18 protein-coding genes are annotated in these 15,179 nt (G+C 67.9%); 8 read left to right on the top strand and 10 right to left on the bottom strand.

Annotation, left to right across the window (positions count from 1 at the left end; all coding sequences use genetic code 11):
* Positions 1 to 74: 74 nt before the first annotated feature.
* From ACVOMH_RS12235 to ACVOMH_RS12215, 5 genes are all read right to left on the bottom strand, one after another.
* Positions 75 to 773 (bottom strand): HAD family hydrolase, encoded by a 699-nt coding sequence (locus tag ACVOMH_RS12235; RefSeq protein ID WP_481552142.1) that lies wholly within the window; start codon positions 771 to 773, stop codon positions 75 to 77.
* Positions 773 to 1,480: a pseudouridine synthase gene (locus ACVOMH_RS12230; protein WP_481552141.1), complete on the bottom strand. Its 708-nt coding sequence runs from the start codon at positions 1,478 to 1,480 to the stop codon at positions 773 to 775. The genes ACVOMH_RS12235 and ACVOMH_RS12230 overlap by 1 nt, the downstream gene beginning before the upstream one ends.
* Entirely contained in the window at positions 1,477 to 2,538 is a 1,062-nt protein-coding gene (locus ACVOMH_RS12225; protein WP_057506206.1) for a class I SAM-dependent methyltransferase, read from the bottom strand. The genes ACVOMH_RS12230 and ACVOMH_RS12225 overlap by 4 nt, the downstream gene beginning before the upstream one ends.
* Positions 2,539 to 2,598: 60 nt before the next feature.
* Positions 2,599 to 2,892: a DUF3247 family protein gene (locus ACVOMH_RS12220; protein ID WP_481523203.1), complete on the bottom strand. Its 294-nt coding sequence runs from the start codon at positions 2,890 to 2,892 to the stop codon at positions 2,599 to 2,601.
* A 63-nt stretch (positions 2,893 to 2,955) separates the two neighbouring features.
* The gene (locus ACVOMH_RS12215) at positions 2,956 to 4,971 is read right to left on the bottom strand and encodes a hybrid sensor histidine kinase/response regulator (protein ID WP_481552140.1); all 2,016 of its coding nucleotides are present in this window, start codon (positions 4,969 to 4,971) and stop codon (positions 2,956 to 2,958) included.
* A 180-nt stretch (positions 4,972 to 5,151) separates the two neighbouring features.
* Here ACVOMH_RS12215 and ACVOMH_RS12210 point away from each other — a divergent pair, with 180 nt between their 5' ends.
* The gene (locus ACVOMH_RS12210; RefSeq protein WP_481552139.1) at positions 5,152 to 5,718 is read left to right on the top strand and encodes a DUF3016 domain-containing protein; all 567 of its coding nucleotides are present in this window, start codon (positions 5,152 to 5,154) and stop codon (positions 5,716 to 5,718) included.
* Between the two features lie 86 nt (positions 5,719 to 5,804).
* Here ACVOMH_RS12210 and alr read toward each other — a convergent pair whose 3' ends face one another.
* Together alr and ACVOMH_RS12200 are read right to left on the bottom strand one after the other, a co-directional pair.
* Positions 5,805 to 6,881 (bottom strand): alanine racemase, encoded by a 1,077-nt coding sequence (alr, locus tag ACVOMH_RS12205; RefSeq protein WP_481552138.1) that lies wholly within the window; start codon positions 6,879 to 6,881, stop codon positions 5,805 to 5,807.
* Positions 6,881 to 8,146: a D-amino acid dehydrogenase gene (locus tag ACVOMH_RS12200; protein WP_481552137.1), complete on the bottom strand. Its 1,266-nt coding sequence runs from the start codon at positions 8,144 to 8,146 to the stop codon at positions 6,881 to 6,883. Before ACVOMH_RS12200 ends, alr begins: the two co-directional genes overlap by 1 nt.
* A 150-nt stretch (positions 8,147 to 8,296) precedes the next feature.
* Here ACVOMH_RS12200 and ACVOMH_RS12195 point away from each other — a divergent pair, with 150 nt between their 5' ends.
* Positions 8,297 to 8,776 (top strand): winged helix-turn-helix transcriptional regulator, encoded by a 480-nt coding sequence (locus tag ACVOMH_RS12195; protein WP_054659526.1) that lies wholly within the window; start codon positions 8,297 to 8,299, stop codon positions 8,774 to 8,776.
* Positions 8,777 to 8,789: 13 nt separating this feature from the next.
* Here ACVOMH_RS12195 and ACVOMH_RS12190 read toward each other — a convergent pair whose 3' ends face one another.
* Entirely contained in the window at positions 8,790 to 9,194 is a 405-nt protein-coding gene (locus ACVOMH_RS12190; RefSeq protein WP_481552136.1) for a classical arabinogalactan protein 4, read from the bottom strand.
* Positions 9,195 to 9,319: 125 nt separating this feature from the next.
* Here ACVOMH_RS12190 and msrB point away from each other — a divergent pair, with 125 nt between their 5' ends.
* From msrB to ACVOMH_RS12165, 5 genes are all read left to right on the top strand, one after another.
* Positions 9,320 to 9,787: a peptide-methionine (R)-S-oxide reductase MsrB gene (gene msrB, locus ACVOMH_RS12185; RefSeq protein WP_481552135.1), complete on the top strand. Its 468-nt coding sequence runs from the start codon at positions 9,320 to 9,322 to the stop codon at positions 9,785 to 9,787.
* Between the two features lie 63 nt (positions 9,788 to 9,850).
* On the top strand, positions 9,851 to 10,705 hold the full coding sequence (gene motA, locus ACVOMH_RS12180) for a flagellar motor stator protein MotA (RefSeq protein ID WP_481523196.1): 855 nt from the start codon (positions 9,851 to 9,853) through the stop codon (positions 10,703 to 10,705).
* Between the two features lie 10 nt (positions 10,706 to 10,715).
* Positions 10,716 to 11,657, top strand: coding sequence for a flagellar motor protein MotB (gene motB, locus ACVOMH_RS12175; RefSeq protein WP_481523195.1), 942 nt, complete (start codon positions 10,716 to 10,718; stop codon positions 11,655 to 11,657).
* Positions 11,658 to 11,696: 39 nt separating this feature from the next.
* Positions 11,697 to 12,179 carry a hypothetical protein gene (locus ACVOMH_RS12170; protein WP_481552134.1) on the top strand — a complete coding sequence of 161 codons (483 nt, stop codon included), beginning with the start codon at positions 11,697 to 11,699 and terminating at the stop codon, positions 12,177 to 12,179.
* 14 nt (positions 12,180 to 12,193) lie between these two features.
* A complete protein-coding gene (locus ACVOMH_RS12165) occupies positions 12,194 to 12,472 on the top strand; it encodes a DUF4031 domain-containing protein (RefSeq protein ID WP_481552133.1) in 279 nt (92 codons plus the stop codon).
* 15 nt (positions 12,473 to 12,487) lie between these two features.
* Here ACVOMH_RS12165 and ACVOMH_RS12160 read toward each other — a convergent pair whose 3' ends face one another.
* Positions 12,488 to 13,030 carry a DUF6630 family protein gene (locus ACVOMH_RS12160; protein WP_054660758.1) on the bottom strand — a complete coding sequence of 181 codons (543 nt, stop codon included), beginning with the start codon at positions 13,028 to 13,030 and terminating at the stop codon, positions 12,488 to 12,490.
* 143 nt (positions 13,031 to 13,173) lie between these two features.
* Between ACVOMH_RS12160 and ACVOMH_RS12155 the strand changes: the two genes are divergently transcribed.
* Positions 13,174 to 13,422, top strand: a complete 249-nt coding sequence (locus tag ACVOMH_RS12155; protein ID WP_054660762.1) for a DUF3297 family protein — start codon at positions 13,174 to 13,176, stop codon at positions 13,420 to 13,422.
* A gap of 18 nt (positions 13,423 to 13,440) precedes the next feature.
* Here the strand turns inward: ACVOMH_RS12155 and ACVOMH_RS12150 are convergent, their stop codons facing one another.
* The gene (locus tag ACVOMH_RS12150; protein ID WP_057506201.1) at positions 13,441 to 15,084 is read right to left on the bottom strand and encodes a Na+/H+ antiporter; all 1,644 of its coding nucleotides are present in this window, start codon (positions 15,082 to 15,084) and stop codon (positions 13,441 to 13,443) included.
* Positions 15,085 to 15,179 lie beyond the last annotated feature (95 nt).

The raw sequence follows: 15,179 nt of genomic DNA, 5'->3' as shown, positions 1-15,179 counted from the left end.
AGGCGCGGACGGTGGTTGAAACGGCGCGGGCCGGAAACGGTCGCGCCGCCGCTGTCGGGGTGGCGCCTGCCGCGTCACTCGGCCTGCAGCACCGGCGCGGCCCCCAGCCACGGCAGCAGCTGCTGCCGCACTTCATGCAGCGAGCCGACGATGCGATGCCCCAGCGCCCGCACCTGCTCATCCGGCGCCAGCAGATCCGGTACCTGCACGGTGGTCATGCCGGCCGCGAGCGCGGCGCGCACGCCGGTCGGTGAATCCTCCAGCGCCAGGCAATGGGCCGGATCAACCCCCAGTCTGTGCGCCGCCAGCAGGTAGATGTCCGGCGCCGGTTTGGAGTGGGCCACCTCGGAACTGGTGGCCACGGCATCGAAATAACGCAGCAGCCCGGCCGCTTCGAGTTTGCGCGAGGCCAGCGGCTGGCGCGTGGCGGTGGCCACCGCGCGCGGCAGCTGGTGTTCGACCAGCAGCTCGAGCAGTTCGATGATGCCCGGCCGGTGCGGCACCCCGGCCTCGACGATGCCGTCGTAGCGCGCGTAGGAGGCGGCCAGCAGTGCATCAGTGCGCTCCAGGCCCAGGACCTCGCCCAGGCGCTGGCGCGAGGCCGCATCGGAGGAGCCGATCAGCGACAGCAGCAGACTGCGTGGCACCTCGTACCCGTGCGCGTGCGCGGTGTGCTGCAGACAGTCCAGCAGCGCGCGCTCGCTGTCCAGCATCAGGCCATCCATATCGAAGATCACCGCATGCGGGCGCGCGGACAGTGCGGCCGGCTGCATCAGCCGTGATTCCCGAACAACCGCGCCAGATCGGCCGCATCCAGCTGCCGCCACTGCCCCTCGTCCAGACCGTCCAGGCCCAGACCGCCGACGCGGCTGCGATGCAGCGACTGCACATGGTTGCCGACCGCGGCGAACATGCGCCGCACCTGGTGGTAGCGGCCTTCGTGCAGGGTCAGCCGGGCGTGGCGCGGCCCCAGCACCTCCAGCTCGGCCGGCAGCAGCGGCTTGTCGTCCGATTCCAGCAGCAGCTCGCCACTGGCAAAGCGTGCCCCCTCGTCGCCGCGGAGGTCCTGCGCCAGCTGCGCTTCGTAGACCTTGTCCAGCTTCGACTTGGGCGACACGATCCGGTGCAGCAGCGCACCGTCATCGGTCATCAGCAGCAGTCCGCTGGTCTCGCGGTCCAGCCGCCCCACCGGCGAGAGCAGCGGCGAGCGGTCGCGGAAACGGTCCGGCAGCAGGTCATAGACCAGCCGGCCGATGTCCTTGGTCGAACAGGTATAGCCGGCCGGCTTGTGCAACGCGATGGTCAACCCCGGCGGCGGATCCAGCGGTTCGCCATCCACACGGATGCGGTCGTGTTCAACCTTGTCGTCGGCATACAGCACCTCGCCGTCGCCGTCGGTGATGCGGCCTTCGCGGAACATGCCCTGCACCTGCTTGCGGCTGCCATAGCCCAGGTTGGCGATGTGCTTGACCAGCTTCATGCGCGGCCTCCACGGGTGCCGACGATGACCTTGAACCCGTCGCGTTCGGCGGCCACATGCACTTTGCCGAAACTGTCATTGAGGATCTGCTCGTACGGCAGGTGCCGGTTGGCAACCATGAACAGCTTGCCGCCCGGGCGCAGCGCCTGCGCGGCCACGGCGATGAAGCGCTGGCCGATGTCCGGCCGGTCCTCGCGCGCCGGAGTATGGAACGGCGGATTGGAAACGACGAAGTCGTAGCGGCCCTCGATGCCGGCGGTCACATCGTGCCAGCGGAAACCCAGCTTGGCGCGCTCGCCGGCGGCAGCCAGATTGGTCCGCGCCAGCGCCAGCGCGCGCGCCTCGGCCTCGTACAGATCCAGCGCGCTCACCTTCGGGCAGCGCGCCAGCACCTCGGCCGACAGGTAACCCCAGCCGGCGCCCAGATCGGCGCCGTGACCGGCCAGATCCGCCGGCAGCTGCTCCACCAGCAGCGCCGAGGCCGGATCGATCCGGTCCCAGGCGAACACGCCCGGACGGCTGTGGAAGCGGCCATCGACAATGGTGCGCGGTGCATCCAGCGCCGCCCAACGCTTGCGCAGCGCCTCGTCGTGACTGCCGTCGGCCGGCGCGGTCCAGTAGGCACGGCAGTGGTTCTTGGTCAGCTTGCCGCCGAGTCCGGCCAGCTGCTGCAGATCGCTTTCACCCGAGCGGGCGCCTTCGTTGTTGGACTGGCAGGCCACCACGATGCCACCGGGGGCGAGCAGGGCCACGGCGCGGGCAAACAGTGCGCGGGCCTCGTCACGCTGCCGCGGCGGCAATACCAGCACCGCCGCATAGCGGGTGGCATCGCCCTGTACCTGGGCCTCGTCACGTACCTGCCAGCCACTGCGCTCCAGTGCCGCGGCAAACGGGCGGAAGCTCTGTTCGCAGACCAGCTGGTCACTGGCGGCATGTTCACGCAACGGCCAACCGTCGCGCGCACGCAGGAACAGGACCGGCCCCTGCGGCCAACGCAGGTTACCCGCGGCAAACGGAAGAAAGAGGGTTTCCAGAGGAGCGTCGTGCTGGGCAGCCATTGCGAACCGGCAAAAAGAACAGGGCCGCCCATTCTAGCCGTCCGCCCCGCAACCGGCCCTTCAGGCGCTTTCGCCGGGCATCCGCCGTACCTCGCGGATGCTGTCCAGCCACACCACATGCTGCTGCGAGAAGCGCCCCAGGTCATCCAGCCGCACGGTGGCGTTCACGCCCGGCTGGTCGTTGTGATCGACAAAGTGCTGCAGCGCCGGCCGCGTGGTCACCGTGCCCGCCACTTGGATGCCGTCCTGCAACACCAGAACGACCCGGGTGCGGTCGCCCAGTTCACCCAGCAGTGTTTCCAGCAGGGCGATCCGCATCGGGTCGGAATAGACGTGGGGCGCGTAGAGAGCCATGGCAGCGTCCTCGGTGATGGGGATCACACTACCCACAGCTCATGTGAAATCCGCGCAAAGCTTTCAGTGGCGTGGTCTGGCGTCGCGGATCGCCCCGACCAGCTGGGCCAGACTGTACGGCTTGGCCACATGCGCCTGGAAACCGGCCGCGAACGCACGGCGGCGGTCATCCTCCCGCGCCAGCGCGGTGACCGCCACCGCCGGCAGTTCACGGCCTGAGACGCCCATCGTCTCGCGCAGCGTGCGCACCAGACCGTAGCCATCCATACCCGGCATGCCGATGTCGCTGAGCAGCAGATCGAAGGCGGTGTGCCCACGCCGGTCCAGCAGCTCCAGCGCCTCGGCCGCGGAACTGGCGGTGATCACCGACGCCCCCTGCTCTTCCAGCACCCGGTGGATATTGGCCAGCACATCCGGCTGATCCTCCACCGCCAGCAGCCGCATTCCCTGCAGCGGCAGCTGCGCGATCACGTCCTCGCCGATCGGCCCACGCTGCACCCTGCGACGTGGCCGATGGCTGGCGTCGGCGCGGTGTGCGGGCAGCCGCACCCGGAATACCGCGCCCTGGCCGGCCCCGCCGCTGGCCGCCGAAACGCTGCCGCCATGCAGTTCGGTCAGCTGCTGGACGATGGCCAGCCCCAATCCCAGCCCGCCATGGCGACGGGTGGTCGTGCCATCGGCCTGACGGAAGCGGCCGAACAGGTGCTCCAGAAACTCCGGGGCGATGCCGTCCCCGTTGTCGCGCACCTCGACCACGAAGTGTCCCGGTGCCTGCAGCACCGCCACTTCCACCCGCCCCTCCACCGGGGTGAACTTGATCGCGTTTGACAGCAGGTTCCACAGCACCTGCTGCAACCGGGTGGCGTCGCCCAGCACCGGACAGCGCATCTTGGGCACCTTCACCAGCAGCGTCTGCGCCTTGCCCTCGGCCACCAGCGCCTGCGCCTGGACCGCTTCACGCACCTGCGCGGCCAGATCCAGCACCTCCACCTCCAGCTGCACCTTGCCCAGCAGCATGCTGCTCAGGTCGAGCATGTCCGACATCAGACTCTTCTGCGCCAGCGCACTGCTGGCGATCACCTCCAGGCCACGGCGCATCGGATGCTCGGCCGGCATGCGCTGCAGCAGCAGCTCGCTCCAGCCCAGGATCGTGGTCAGGGGCGTGCGCAGCTCGTGCGACAGCGTGGCCAGGAATTCATCCTTCAGCCGCGTGGTGCTTTCAGCGGCGTTGCGGGCGGTGCGCTCGGCCGCCAGCAGCTCCTCGCGCGCCCTATCGATTTCACGCCGCTCGGTGATATCCGGACTGTTGCCGGCCAGGCCGATGAAGCGCCCGTCCGGGGAAAAGCGCGGCACCGCGTTCATCTCCAGCCAGCGCCATTGCCCGTCATGGCGCTGCACGCGTACGTTCAGGTGCAAGGCACGCTCTTCGGCCAGCGCGGTGCGCAGTTCGTATTCAAATGGCGCCAGCTCGTCCGGATGCAGCAGCCCCTGCCACCAGCGCGCGCCAAAAACGTGGTTGCTGGCGGTACCGAAAAACGTGGAGAAGGCGTTGTTGATGAAGCGCAGCTGGCCCAGGTCATCGACCACCCACACCGGCATCGGCAGGCCGTCGGCCAGTGCGCTGAAGCGCGCCTCGCTCTCGGCCAGCTCGGTTTCAACCTGCCTGCGCCGGGAAATATCGAAAAACAGCACGCCAAGCCGGCGCTGCCCTTCGGCGCCCAGCCGCACCGCTTCCACCGAATACCAGCGTCCCAGCGCGGGCACCTCGCGCTCGAACTGCACCGTCACGCCCTCTTCGACCACACGACCGAACACGCGGAACCAGTAGTCCTCCAGGCTGGGGACCAGCTCGCGGGCGCGCCGACCGGTGACCTGGTGCAAGCCGGTGATGCGCTCGAACGCGGCATTCACCCGACGATAGATGAAGTCCACCGGCACCCCGTCGCTGAACACCATCTCGACCACGCAGAAACCCGTGCCTACCGCTTCGATCAACTCCTGATAGAGCAGGGAGTTTTCCAGGTCCGCAGCGGCAACGGGCACCAGCGGAAGACGGGGCGGATTCGGGGAAGGGAGCATGTCACCGGCGGCGGAAGGACAGACGGGGCAAACGGGAGCAGCGCCAGTCTGGGCACCGGCCTATCGACACAACGTGATGATGAATCCCGCGCAACTTCCGCGCGTGCGCGCCACGACCAGCATTGTTCCGCGCCCAGGCAGGCCCCACACTCCAGACACGCTATACCTACGGAGATTTCCATGAAAACTTCGACCCTTGCCCGAGTGGCACTGGCCTGCATTCTGGCTGCGGGCACTGTCCATGCCGGTCCCCGCACCGTCACCGCGCCCGACGCACCGCGGGCGCTGCCCGCCGAAGGCCGGGTACAGGTGCAGTGGACCGATCCGGCCCAGTTCACCGAACTGCGCCAGAGCCGCAACCGCTGGGATGCCGAACGGGGCGACTGGGTGACGCAGCTGGCCGGGTACCTGCGCAAGCAGGCCGACAAACAGTTGCCGGCGGGACAGCAACTGGACGTCACCTTCACCGACATCAAACGTGCCGGCGACTACGAGCCGTGGCGCGGCCCGCGACTGGACGATGTGCGGATCATGCGCGACATCTATCCGCCGCGGATCACCCTGCAGTTCGCCCTCACCGACGCCAATGGCCAGGTGATCGCCCAGGGCGAGCGCAAGCTGGTGGACACCGCGTACCTGCTCAACAGCAGCATGCCCAGTGACACCGACCCGCTGCGCTATGAGAAGCGGATGCTCAACGACTGGCTGCGCCGCGAGTTCCGCCAGGACACGGCGGCCGGACGGTAAGCGGCCGGCCGCCTCGCAGGCGGCACGCCGCTACTGCGGATGCCGTGGTTCCCCCACAGAAAAGGGCCGCACTGCGGCCCTTTTCGTTACTCGGACAGATAGACGCGCGGCGTGCGTTTGAGGCTGCACGGCAGCCGGTAGGCACTGGTGTTGCAACGCGGCGCCAGCTCGGCGATGGTCGGCGCGCTGCCCCACAGCTGCACGAGGCTGCCGTGGCCGGCCTGCGGGTGATCGGTCAGATCCACGGTCAGCATGTCCATCGACACGCGGCCGATCAGTTGCCCCGGCACGCCTTCGATCAGCACCGGCGTGCCATTGGGGGCGAACTGCGGATAGCCATCGGCATACCCCATCGCCACCACACCTACCCGTGTCGGCCGCTCGGCGACAAAGCGCGCGCCATAGCCCAGCGGCTCACCCACACCCAGCTCGCGCACCGCGATCACCCGCGACTGCAGCGTCATCACCGGGCGCAGCTGCGCGGCGTGCGGGCTGGGCTGCGGATACAGCGGGTCGGCGCCATACAGCATCAGGCCCGGGCGTACCCAATCGCTGCGCACCTGCGGCCAGCCCAGCAGCGCCGGCGAATTGCACAGGCTGGTTTCACCGGCCAAACCTTCTGTCGCACGAACGAAGATATCGAGCTGCTCCCGGGTGCGGTTGCTGTCCAGTTCATCGGCACGCGCCAGGTGGGTCATCAGCACCAGCGGGCCGACCTGCGGCAGCGCGCTCAGGCGGGCATGCGCGTCGCGGAACTCTTCCGGCGACAGACCCAGCCGGTGCATGCCGCTGTCCAGCTTGAGCCAGATACGCAGCGTGGCACCGGTCTGGAACGCCTCCACCGCTTCGAGCTGCCAGCGCGAGGACACGACCGTCCAGAAATCGTGCTCGACGATCAGCGGCAGTTCGGCCGCATCGAAGAAGCCTTCCATCAGCAGGATCGGACCACGGATGCCGGCCTGGCGAAGCTCCAGCGCCTCTTCGATGCAGGCCACGCCAAAGCCGTCGGCCTCGTCCTGCAGCGCGCGCGCGCAGGCCACCGCACCATGGCCATAGGCATCGGCCTTGATGATGGCCAGCGCCTTGCCGCCGCCCAATTGCCTGGCCAGGCGGTAGTTGTGGCGCAGCGCGTCCAGGTCGATGAGGGCGTGGGCCGGACGCATCAGTGCCGTCCCTTGCCGTAGCGGAAGATATCCAGGCCTTCGCTGCTGATCTGGGGCGTCTTGCCGCCCATCAGGTCGGCCAGATAACGGCCCGAACCGGCGGCCATGGTCCAGCCCAACGTGCCGTGGCCGGTATTGAGGAACAGGTTGCGATACGGCGTGGCGCCAATCACCGGCGTGCCGTCCGGGGTGGCCGGACGCAGGCCGGTCCAGAATTCGGCGCGCGACAGGTCGCCGCCCTCCGGATACAGATCCTTGACCACCTTCTCCAGCGTGGCGCGCCGGCGCGGCTCCAGCGACAGGTCGAAACCGGACACTTCGGCCATGCCACCGACACGGATGCGGTCCTGGAAACGGGTGACGGCGATCTTGTAGCTTTCGTCGAGGATGGTCGAGTTCGGGGCCATCGCCGCGTTGGTAATGGGCAGGGTCAGCGAGTAGCCCTTCAGCGGATACACCGGCAGCTGCATGCCCAGCGGCGCGAGCAGCTGCGGCGAGTAACTGCCCAGCGCCAGCACGTAATGGTCGGCGGTTTCCAGCTGGCCGTTGATGCGCACACCGGTGATGCGGTCGCCGTCGGCGTGGATGGCGCTGATGGTCTGGTCGAAGCGGAACTCCACGCCGTTCCCGGCGGCCAGCGCGGCCAGCTTGTCGGTGAACAGCTGGCAATCGCCGGTCTGGTCCTCGGGCAGGCGCAATGCGCCGACCAGCATGCCGGTTTTGCCGGCCAGCGCCGGTTCGACGCGGGCGATGCCCTGGCGGTCGAGTACTTCATACGGCACGCCGTACTGGCGCAGCACCTCGATGTCCTGCGCGGCGGCATCCAGCTGCTGCTGGGTGCGGAACAGCTGGGTGGTGCCCAGCTGGCGTCCCTCGTAGTCGATGCCGGTGGCCGCACGCAGCTCGTTGATGCAGTCGCGGCTGTAGTCGGATACGCGCACCATGCGCGCCTTGTTCACCGCGTAACGGGCCGAGGTGCAGTTGCGCAGCATCTGCCACAGCCAGCGGTACTGGTTCAGATCGCCGGTCGGGCGGATCGCCAGTGGCGCATGTTCTTCGAACAGCCACTTGATCGCCTTGAACGGCACCCCGGGCGCGGCCCACGGCGAGGTGTAGCCGAAGGACAGCTGCCCGGCGTTGGCGAAGCTGGTTTCCAGCGCCGGCGCCGGCTGCCGGTCGACCACGGTGACCTCAAAGCCGGCCTGCCGCAGATACCAGGCACTGGTCGTGCCGATCACACCGCTGCCGAGCACCAGAACACGCATCTTCTTTCTCCGGACCACATGATTCCCTGCACAGAGGACAACAGGGACTAGGAAGGGCGCAGTATATTCAGGCCAAGCCAGTTGTTTTTTCTGTATTGACCGGAAAAATCAGGCTAATTTCCCGTTTCGTTCATCAAAAGCAGAGCCGCCATGGCCACCCGCAGCCGCGAACTGGACAAGATCGACCGCAAGATCCTGCGCATCCTGCAGCAGGAAGGACGCATTTCCTTCACCGAGCTGGGCGAGCGCGTGGGTCTGTCGACCACGCCCTGCACCGAGCGGGTGCGGCGGCTGGAACGCGAAGGCGTGATTACCGGCTACTACGCGCGGCTGGACCCGTCTTCGGTGAAAGCCGGCCTGCTGGTGTTCGTGGAAATCAGCCTGGCCTACAAATCCGGCGACATCTTCGAGGAGTTCCGCCGCGCGGCGCTGAAACTGCCCAACGTGCTGGAATGCCATCTGATGTCCGGTGACTTCGACTACCTGCTCAAGGCCCGCATCAACGAGATGGCCTCCTACCGCAAGCTGCTGGGCAGCACCCTGCTGACCCTGCCGCATGTCCGCGAATCCAAGAGCTACATCGTGATGGAGGAGGTCAAGGAAACCCTGTGCCTGCCGATCAGCGAATGAGCGCGGCCGCGGCTCAGTTGCCGCGCGCGGCGCTGGGCGGCGGTACCACCCGCTCACCGGTGCCGCTGGGCACGGTGTCGTAGTAGCGCCCGGTGCGGGTATCGATCACCCGGTTCGGACCGGCCGGCTGCATGCCGTTGAGCGGCTGGCCGTTGCGGTCATAGACCGGACGGGCGACGGCCGGTGCCGCCGGACGGGTCGGCACCGCCGGTTTGGCGGGCGACACCGGCTGCTGCAGGCGCTCGCGCACAGGGGCGTTTTCGGCCGCCGGGCGGTTGTCGTCGGCCTGCGGCCGGGACGGTGGCGGCAAACTGACCGCACGGGTGGCGGTGGGCGACGCCGCGGGTTTGAGCTGCGCCTGCGCCGCCAGCGGCAGGCCGCCGGCCAGCAACAGCACAATGCGGGCAAACCTGGTCATGGGGGCCTCCCTTTATGGATCGGTTCGAGCATGCACCCGAACGGCTGGCGCAGCGATGAACGCGGCGGCTTGGTCCGATCCCCGCACGCGCCTACCATGGGTCCTCGCCCCATCGGACCCCCACCATGACCGCTTTCGACCTCACGCCTCCGGACGCCGCGCAACGCGCCACCCTGATCGCCGGGCTGAGCCCGGACGAGGCGCGCGTGCTGCTGCACCACGGCACCGAGGCCCCGTTCTGCGGCGTATTCCTGGACAACAAGCGGGCGGGCGTCTACTGCTGCCGGCTGTGCGGGCTGCCGCTGTTCCGCTCCAGCACCAAGTTCGACTCCGGCACCGGCTGGCCCAGTTTCTTCGCCCCGTTCGATCCGGCGCATGTGCGGCAGATCCGCGACACCAGCCACGGAATGGTGCGCACGGAAATCGTCTGCGCCCGCTGCGACAGCCATCTGGGCCACGTCTTCCCGGATGGTCCGCCGCCCACCTTCGAGCGGCACTGCCTGAACTCGGTATCGCTGGGCTTCGCCGACCACGGCGAGCGTTATCCCAACCCACTGGGCCGCGGCGGCGCCGAAGCGATGCCCGCCGACTGAGTTCACACTTCAGTTCTGGCGCGCCAGGCCGACAACGGGAGATTCCCTCCTTGTGCCTGCCCCATGCTCATCATCGTTGGTCTGCTCGTCGTCATCCTCAGCGTACTGGGCGGCTATCTTGGCGCGCACGGGCGCCTGGGCGCGCTGTGGCAGCCCTATGAACTGGTGATCATCGGCGGCGCGGCACTGGGCGCGTTCCTGATCGGCACCCCGCTCAAGCTGGTCAAACAGACCCTGGCCGCGGTGGTGGGCACCTTCAAGGGCCCGCAGTACCAGCGCCAGGATTATCTGGACGTGCTCAGCCTGGTCTACGAACTGCTCAACAAGGCGCGCAAAGAGGGCTTCATGGCGCTGGAGGAGCACGTGGAGAACCCCGGCGAGAGCCCGGTGTTCGCCAGCTACCCCAAGATCCAGGCCGATCACCACCTGATGGCCTTCATGACCGACTGCCTGCGGCTGATGATCGGCTCCAATATCGAGCCGCACGAACTGGAGGCGCTGCTGGAACTGGAGCTGGAAAAGCACCACGAGGAGTCGCTGGCGCCGGCCGCGGTGCTCAACAAGGTCGCCGACGGACTGCCCGGTTTCGGCATCGTCGCCGCGGTGCTGGGCATCGTCATCACCATGGGCTCGATCGGCGGCGACATCAAGGAGGTCGGTGGCCATGTCGCCGGCGCGCTGGTCGGCACGTTCCTCGGCATTCTGCTCGGCTATGGCTTTGTCGGCCCGCTGGCGGCGGCGGTGGAAGCCCGCGCCGAGCAGGACGCGCGCATCTACGAATCGGTCAAGACCGCGCTGCTGGCGTGCCTGCGCGGCTACAACCCGAAGATCGCCCTGGAGTTCGCGCGCAAGACGGTGCCCTCGGCGCTGCGCCCGGGCTTCAACGAGTTCGAGCAGCACCTGAAGTCGGTCAAGTAAGGCGCCGGTCATGAGCGAAACCAAACCCACGGTGATCATCCGCCGGGTCAAGAAGGTCAAACACGGCGGCCACCACGGCGGTTCATGGAAGGTGGCCTACGCCGACTTCGTCACCGCGATGATGGCCTTCTTCCTGGTGCTGTGGCTGATGGCCGCCACCAGCAAACCCGAGCGCGCGGCGATCTCCGAGTATTTCCGCAATCCCAGCCCGCTGGCCGGCAGCAGCGCCACACCGGCCCCGGGCATGGCCGGTCCGGGCGGTGCCAGCACCTCGATGATCAAGCTGGGGGGCGCCACCGACATCTCGCGCGGCAACAGCAGCGACCCGTTCCAGAACCAGCAGCAAGCCGTGCCAACTCCGGTACAGGAACGCGAGCGCGAGAAACAGCGGCTGGAAGCGCTCAGACAGGAACTGCAGGAAGCCATCAGCAAGAGCCAAGCGCTGGAGCCGTTCAAGGACCAGCTGCTGCTGGATATCACCCCTGAGGGCCTGCGCATCCAGATCGTGGACCAGCAGAACCGGCCGATGTTCGATCTGGGCAGCGCGCGGCTGATGCCCTATACCCGGGCGATCCTGCTGGAGCTGTCGCACTTCATCTCCCAGGTGCCCAACCGCATCAGCCTGACCGGCCACACCGACACCACCGCCTATTCGACCCAGCTGGGCTACAGCAACTGGGAACTGAGCGCCGACCGCGCCAACGCCGCGCGGCGCACGCTGCTGGAAGGCGGCATGGACGAGGCCAAGGTCGCGCGCGTGGTCGGGCTGTCCTCCTCGGTGCTGTTCGACAAAACCAACCCGCAGAACCCGATCAACCGCCGGATCAGCATCGTGGTGATGACCAGGGACGCCGAGGCCGCCGCCCTGAATGAAACCGACACCTTGCCGCTGCCGGCACTGGCCGCCGCGGCCGCGGGCGGCAACGCCGATCCGGTCACCGCCGCCGACTGAGGCCTACAATGGGCGCTGTTTTCCCATAGCCCGAGCATCATGTCCAAGCAGTCCAAAGCCAAGCGCGACCAGCGCAAGAAGCAGGCCCCGCGCCGCCCGTTCGCCCGCCTGAACGCCCAGCAGCCGGTGGAAAACCACGCCGTGCTGATGAATGAAGAAGGCCAGGTGGTGGCCGCCATCGGTCTGCAGGGCAACGAATGGCTGCTGGCCATCGGTGGCCAGACCATGGGCAACGCCGACAACCCGGTGCCGATGCTGGCCATGCTCAAGCACCTGGCCAACGTGCAGGAGAAGGAAGGCCGCAAGGTCAGCCTGGAGTACTCCCCGCAGCTGGAGGCGATGATCAACGATCTGGCCACCGACGAAGGCAAGACTGCCGACGACTATCTGGCCGCGCTGGTGGCCGAGTTCGAAAGCGGCGACGAGGAAATGGCTGCCGAAGACGCCGACGTGGCTGACAGCACCGACGCCGACGCCGCACCGGCTGCTGAAGCCGACACCGGCGACAAGCCGCAGGGCTGAGCCGCAGGCTACCGGTGACGGTCTATATCGACGATGCGGTACATCCCTGGCGCGGCGAGCGCTGGGCGCATCTGATGGCCGACACCCTGCCCGAGCTGCATGCGCTGGCGCAGCAGCTCGGGATTCCCCGCCGCGCCTTCCAGAACCGTCCCAGCGGGGCGCACTACGACATACCGGCGCCGCTGCACGCCCGGGCCGTCGCGCTCGGCGCGGTCGCCATTTCCCGGCATCGCGACCGCGCCCTGATGCGCCAGGTCATCGCCAACGCGCGGGCGCAGTACCAGGCCGGTTGAACCGCGAGTCCGCACTCAGAACGGATCGCTACCCAGCCGCACTTCCACGTTCAGCAGCGAGCACAGCGCCAGCATCGCGTCATCGTCGCGGGTCAGCGCCATCCAGCCGGTGAAACCCTCGCTGCCGGCATCCACGCTCCACAGCGTGTAGCCGTGCTCGCGCAGGCGATCGAAGGCGATGGACAGCAGCTGCACGCCATCGACATGGTCGGCGAAATCCTCGTCATCCAGATCGCCGCCCCAGTCCAGCTGCAGGTTCCAGCGCGCGGCCAGCTCGCTGACCGCGGCCATCACCGAGTCCAGATCCTCGCGCTCGACCTCGAAACCCGATTGCCAGCCGATGGCCGCAAACAGCGGCGGCAGCCAGTCACTGTCCGGCTCCAGCGGTTCGCCGCGCTCGGCCAGCAGCTCGCGCCAGCGGTTGAACTGCTGCAGCGCCAGTTCCTCGTCGCCGGGGTTGATCAGCACCAGCAGGTTCCACACCCGCGCCTCGAAGTCGTCCTCGTCGAAGTCGTGGGGGTTTTCCTCGAAATCGAAATAGTCGCTGTTGTCGGGCATGGCGGTTGTTCTGGCTGCGGGCGGGCGCGCCATTCTGACCGCAGCACCGGCGTCGGGGAAGCACGGCGTTTCAGGCTCGGGCGCAGCGGCAGGTATCCTGTGCGGCAGAAGACGGCCACGTTGGCCTTCAACCGATGATGAAGATGAGCGATACCCCTCCCGATCACCTGGCGGTCAATCCGCAGAGCCCGTTCCACGATGCCGCCGCCCTGCAGCGCGGCGTTGGCGTCCGCTTCAACGGCATCGAGCGCGATGACGTGGAGGAATACTCGGTCAGCGAAGGCTGGATCCGCGTGCAGGCCGGCAAGGCCCGCGACCGCCGCGGCAACCCGATGACGCTGAAGATCAAGGGCACGGTGGAGCCGTATTTCCTGCAGCTGCCGCAGCCGTAAGCATCACCGCCGGCAGCGTCAATCGCGCTGCCGGCTCTCCAGCAGGTCCAGGTTGCGGATCAGCTTGCGCGCGACCTCGTCGGAGATCTGCCCGCGCCGGGTCAACCGGAACAGCTCCTCGCGCTCGGCATTCAGGCCGGCCGCGCGCAGGCTGCGATAGGCCTGCTCCATGCGTTTGACCTTCTCCGGGTCCTCGTCCGGGCTCTGGCCCTTGTCCAGATTGCGCTGGTACAGCAGGCTCACCCGCGCCGCGGCATCGTTGTAGAGCTGCACGCTGCCGGTGCTCTGGCCCTCTCCGAGCTGCTGCCGGGCTTTCTCCACCGCCGCCAGCGCCGCCCGGGACGACGCCTTGCGCGCGATGTCCTCTTCGCGCCGGCTGTCCTCGTCCTTGGGCAGTTCCAGCCCGGTGAGCAGCCGCGGCAGCACCAGGCTGGCCGCGACCAGCGACACCAGGATCACCGCTGCCGCCAGGAAGATCACCAGATCGCGCGCCGGGAACGGCTCACCGCCAGGCACCATCAGCGGCAGCGTCAGCACGCCGGCCAGGGTGATGGCACCCCGCACACCGGCCACCGACATCGCCAGCACCACCCGCCACGGCATGCGCGTGCCCTGCTCGCCGCGCCAGCGCGCCCGGAGCAGGTTCCAGCGCAGCGACAGCCACACCCACGCCAGTCGCAGCAGCACCAGCATGATGTTGATCGCCAGCACGTACACCAGCAGCCACCACGGGTTGCGCTGGCCGCTGGTGGCCATGGTATCGACCGCGCGTTCGACAATGCCCGGCAGCTGCTCGCCCAGCAGCACGAAGATGATGCCGTTGAAGCTGAACTGCACGGTGTTCCAGACCGCCGCGCGCTGCACCCGCATGCTGCCGCTGATGCGGCCGGTCAGCTCGACATAGCTCATGGTGATGCCGGCGGCGACCGCGGCCAGGATGCCCGAGGCCTTGAACTCCTCGGCCAGCAGGTAGGCGGCGAACGGAATCAGCAGGTTGAGCAGCAGCGCCGCGCCCGGCTCCTCGCCGAAGCTGCGCCACAGCCAGCGCTGGAAGGTGGATACCCCGTACGTCACCCCCACGCCGATCGCCAGGCCGGCCAGCGCCACCCACAGGAAGGTCAGCGAGGCCTGCGCCAGCGAGAAGCTGCCGGTCATCACCGCGGCCACCGCGAAACTGAAGCAGACCAGGCCCGAGGCGTCGTTGAGCAGCGACTCGCCTTCCAGGATGTGCATCAGCCGTTTGGGCATCGGCACCCGCGAGGCGATCGCCCCGACCGCGACCGGATCGGTCGGCGAGAGAATCGCCGCCAGCGCGAAGGCCACCGCCAGTGGCATCGCCGGGATCAACCAGTGGATCAGCAGCCCGGCGCCGAGCACGGTGAACACCACCAGGCCAAACGCCAGCTCCAGGATCGCGCCCTTGTCGCGGAACAGGCCGTGTTTGGGAATACGCCAGCCGTCCAGGAACAGCAGCGGCGGCAGGAACAGCAGGAAGAACATCTCCGGGTCCAGCGCATGACCGCGCTTGAACACCCCGGCAATCAGCGCGCCCAGCCCGATCTGCACCAGTGGCAGCGGCAGCGAAAAGGGAAGGATTCTTACCAGATAGCCGCTGGCGACAACGGCCACCAGCATCGCCAGGACGACTTCGATCGTGTGCATGCCCGTTCCAGGGAATCACCACCACGACAGCGCGCTGCCGGCGCGGGCAGCGACGGAAAAATACCTCTGGAAAACTACCACAGGCGTGCCGGGAT

This window comes from Stenotrophomonas sp. STEN013, from assembly GCF_056760355.1.
Note: the sequence above shows the minus strand (reverse complement) of the source record. Positions and strands in the feature narration are given on the sequence as shown.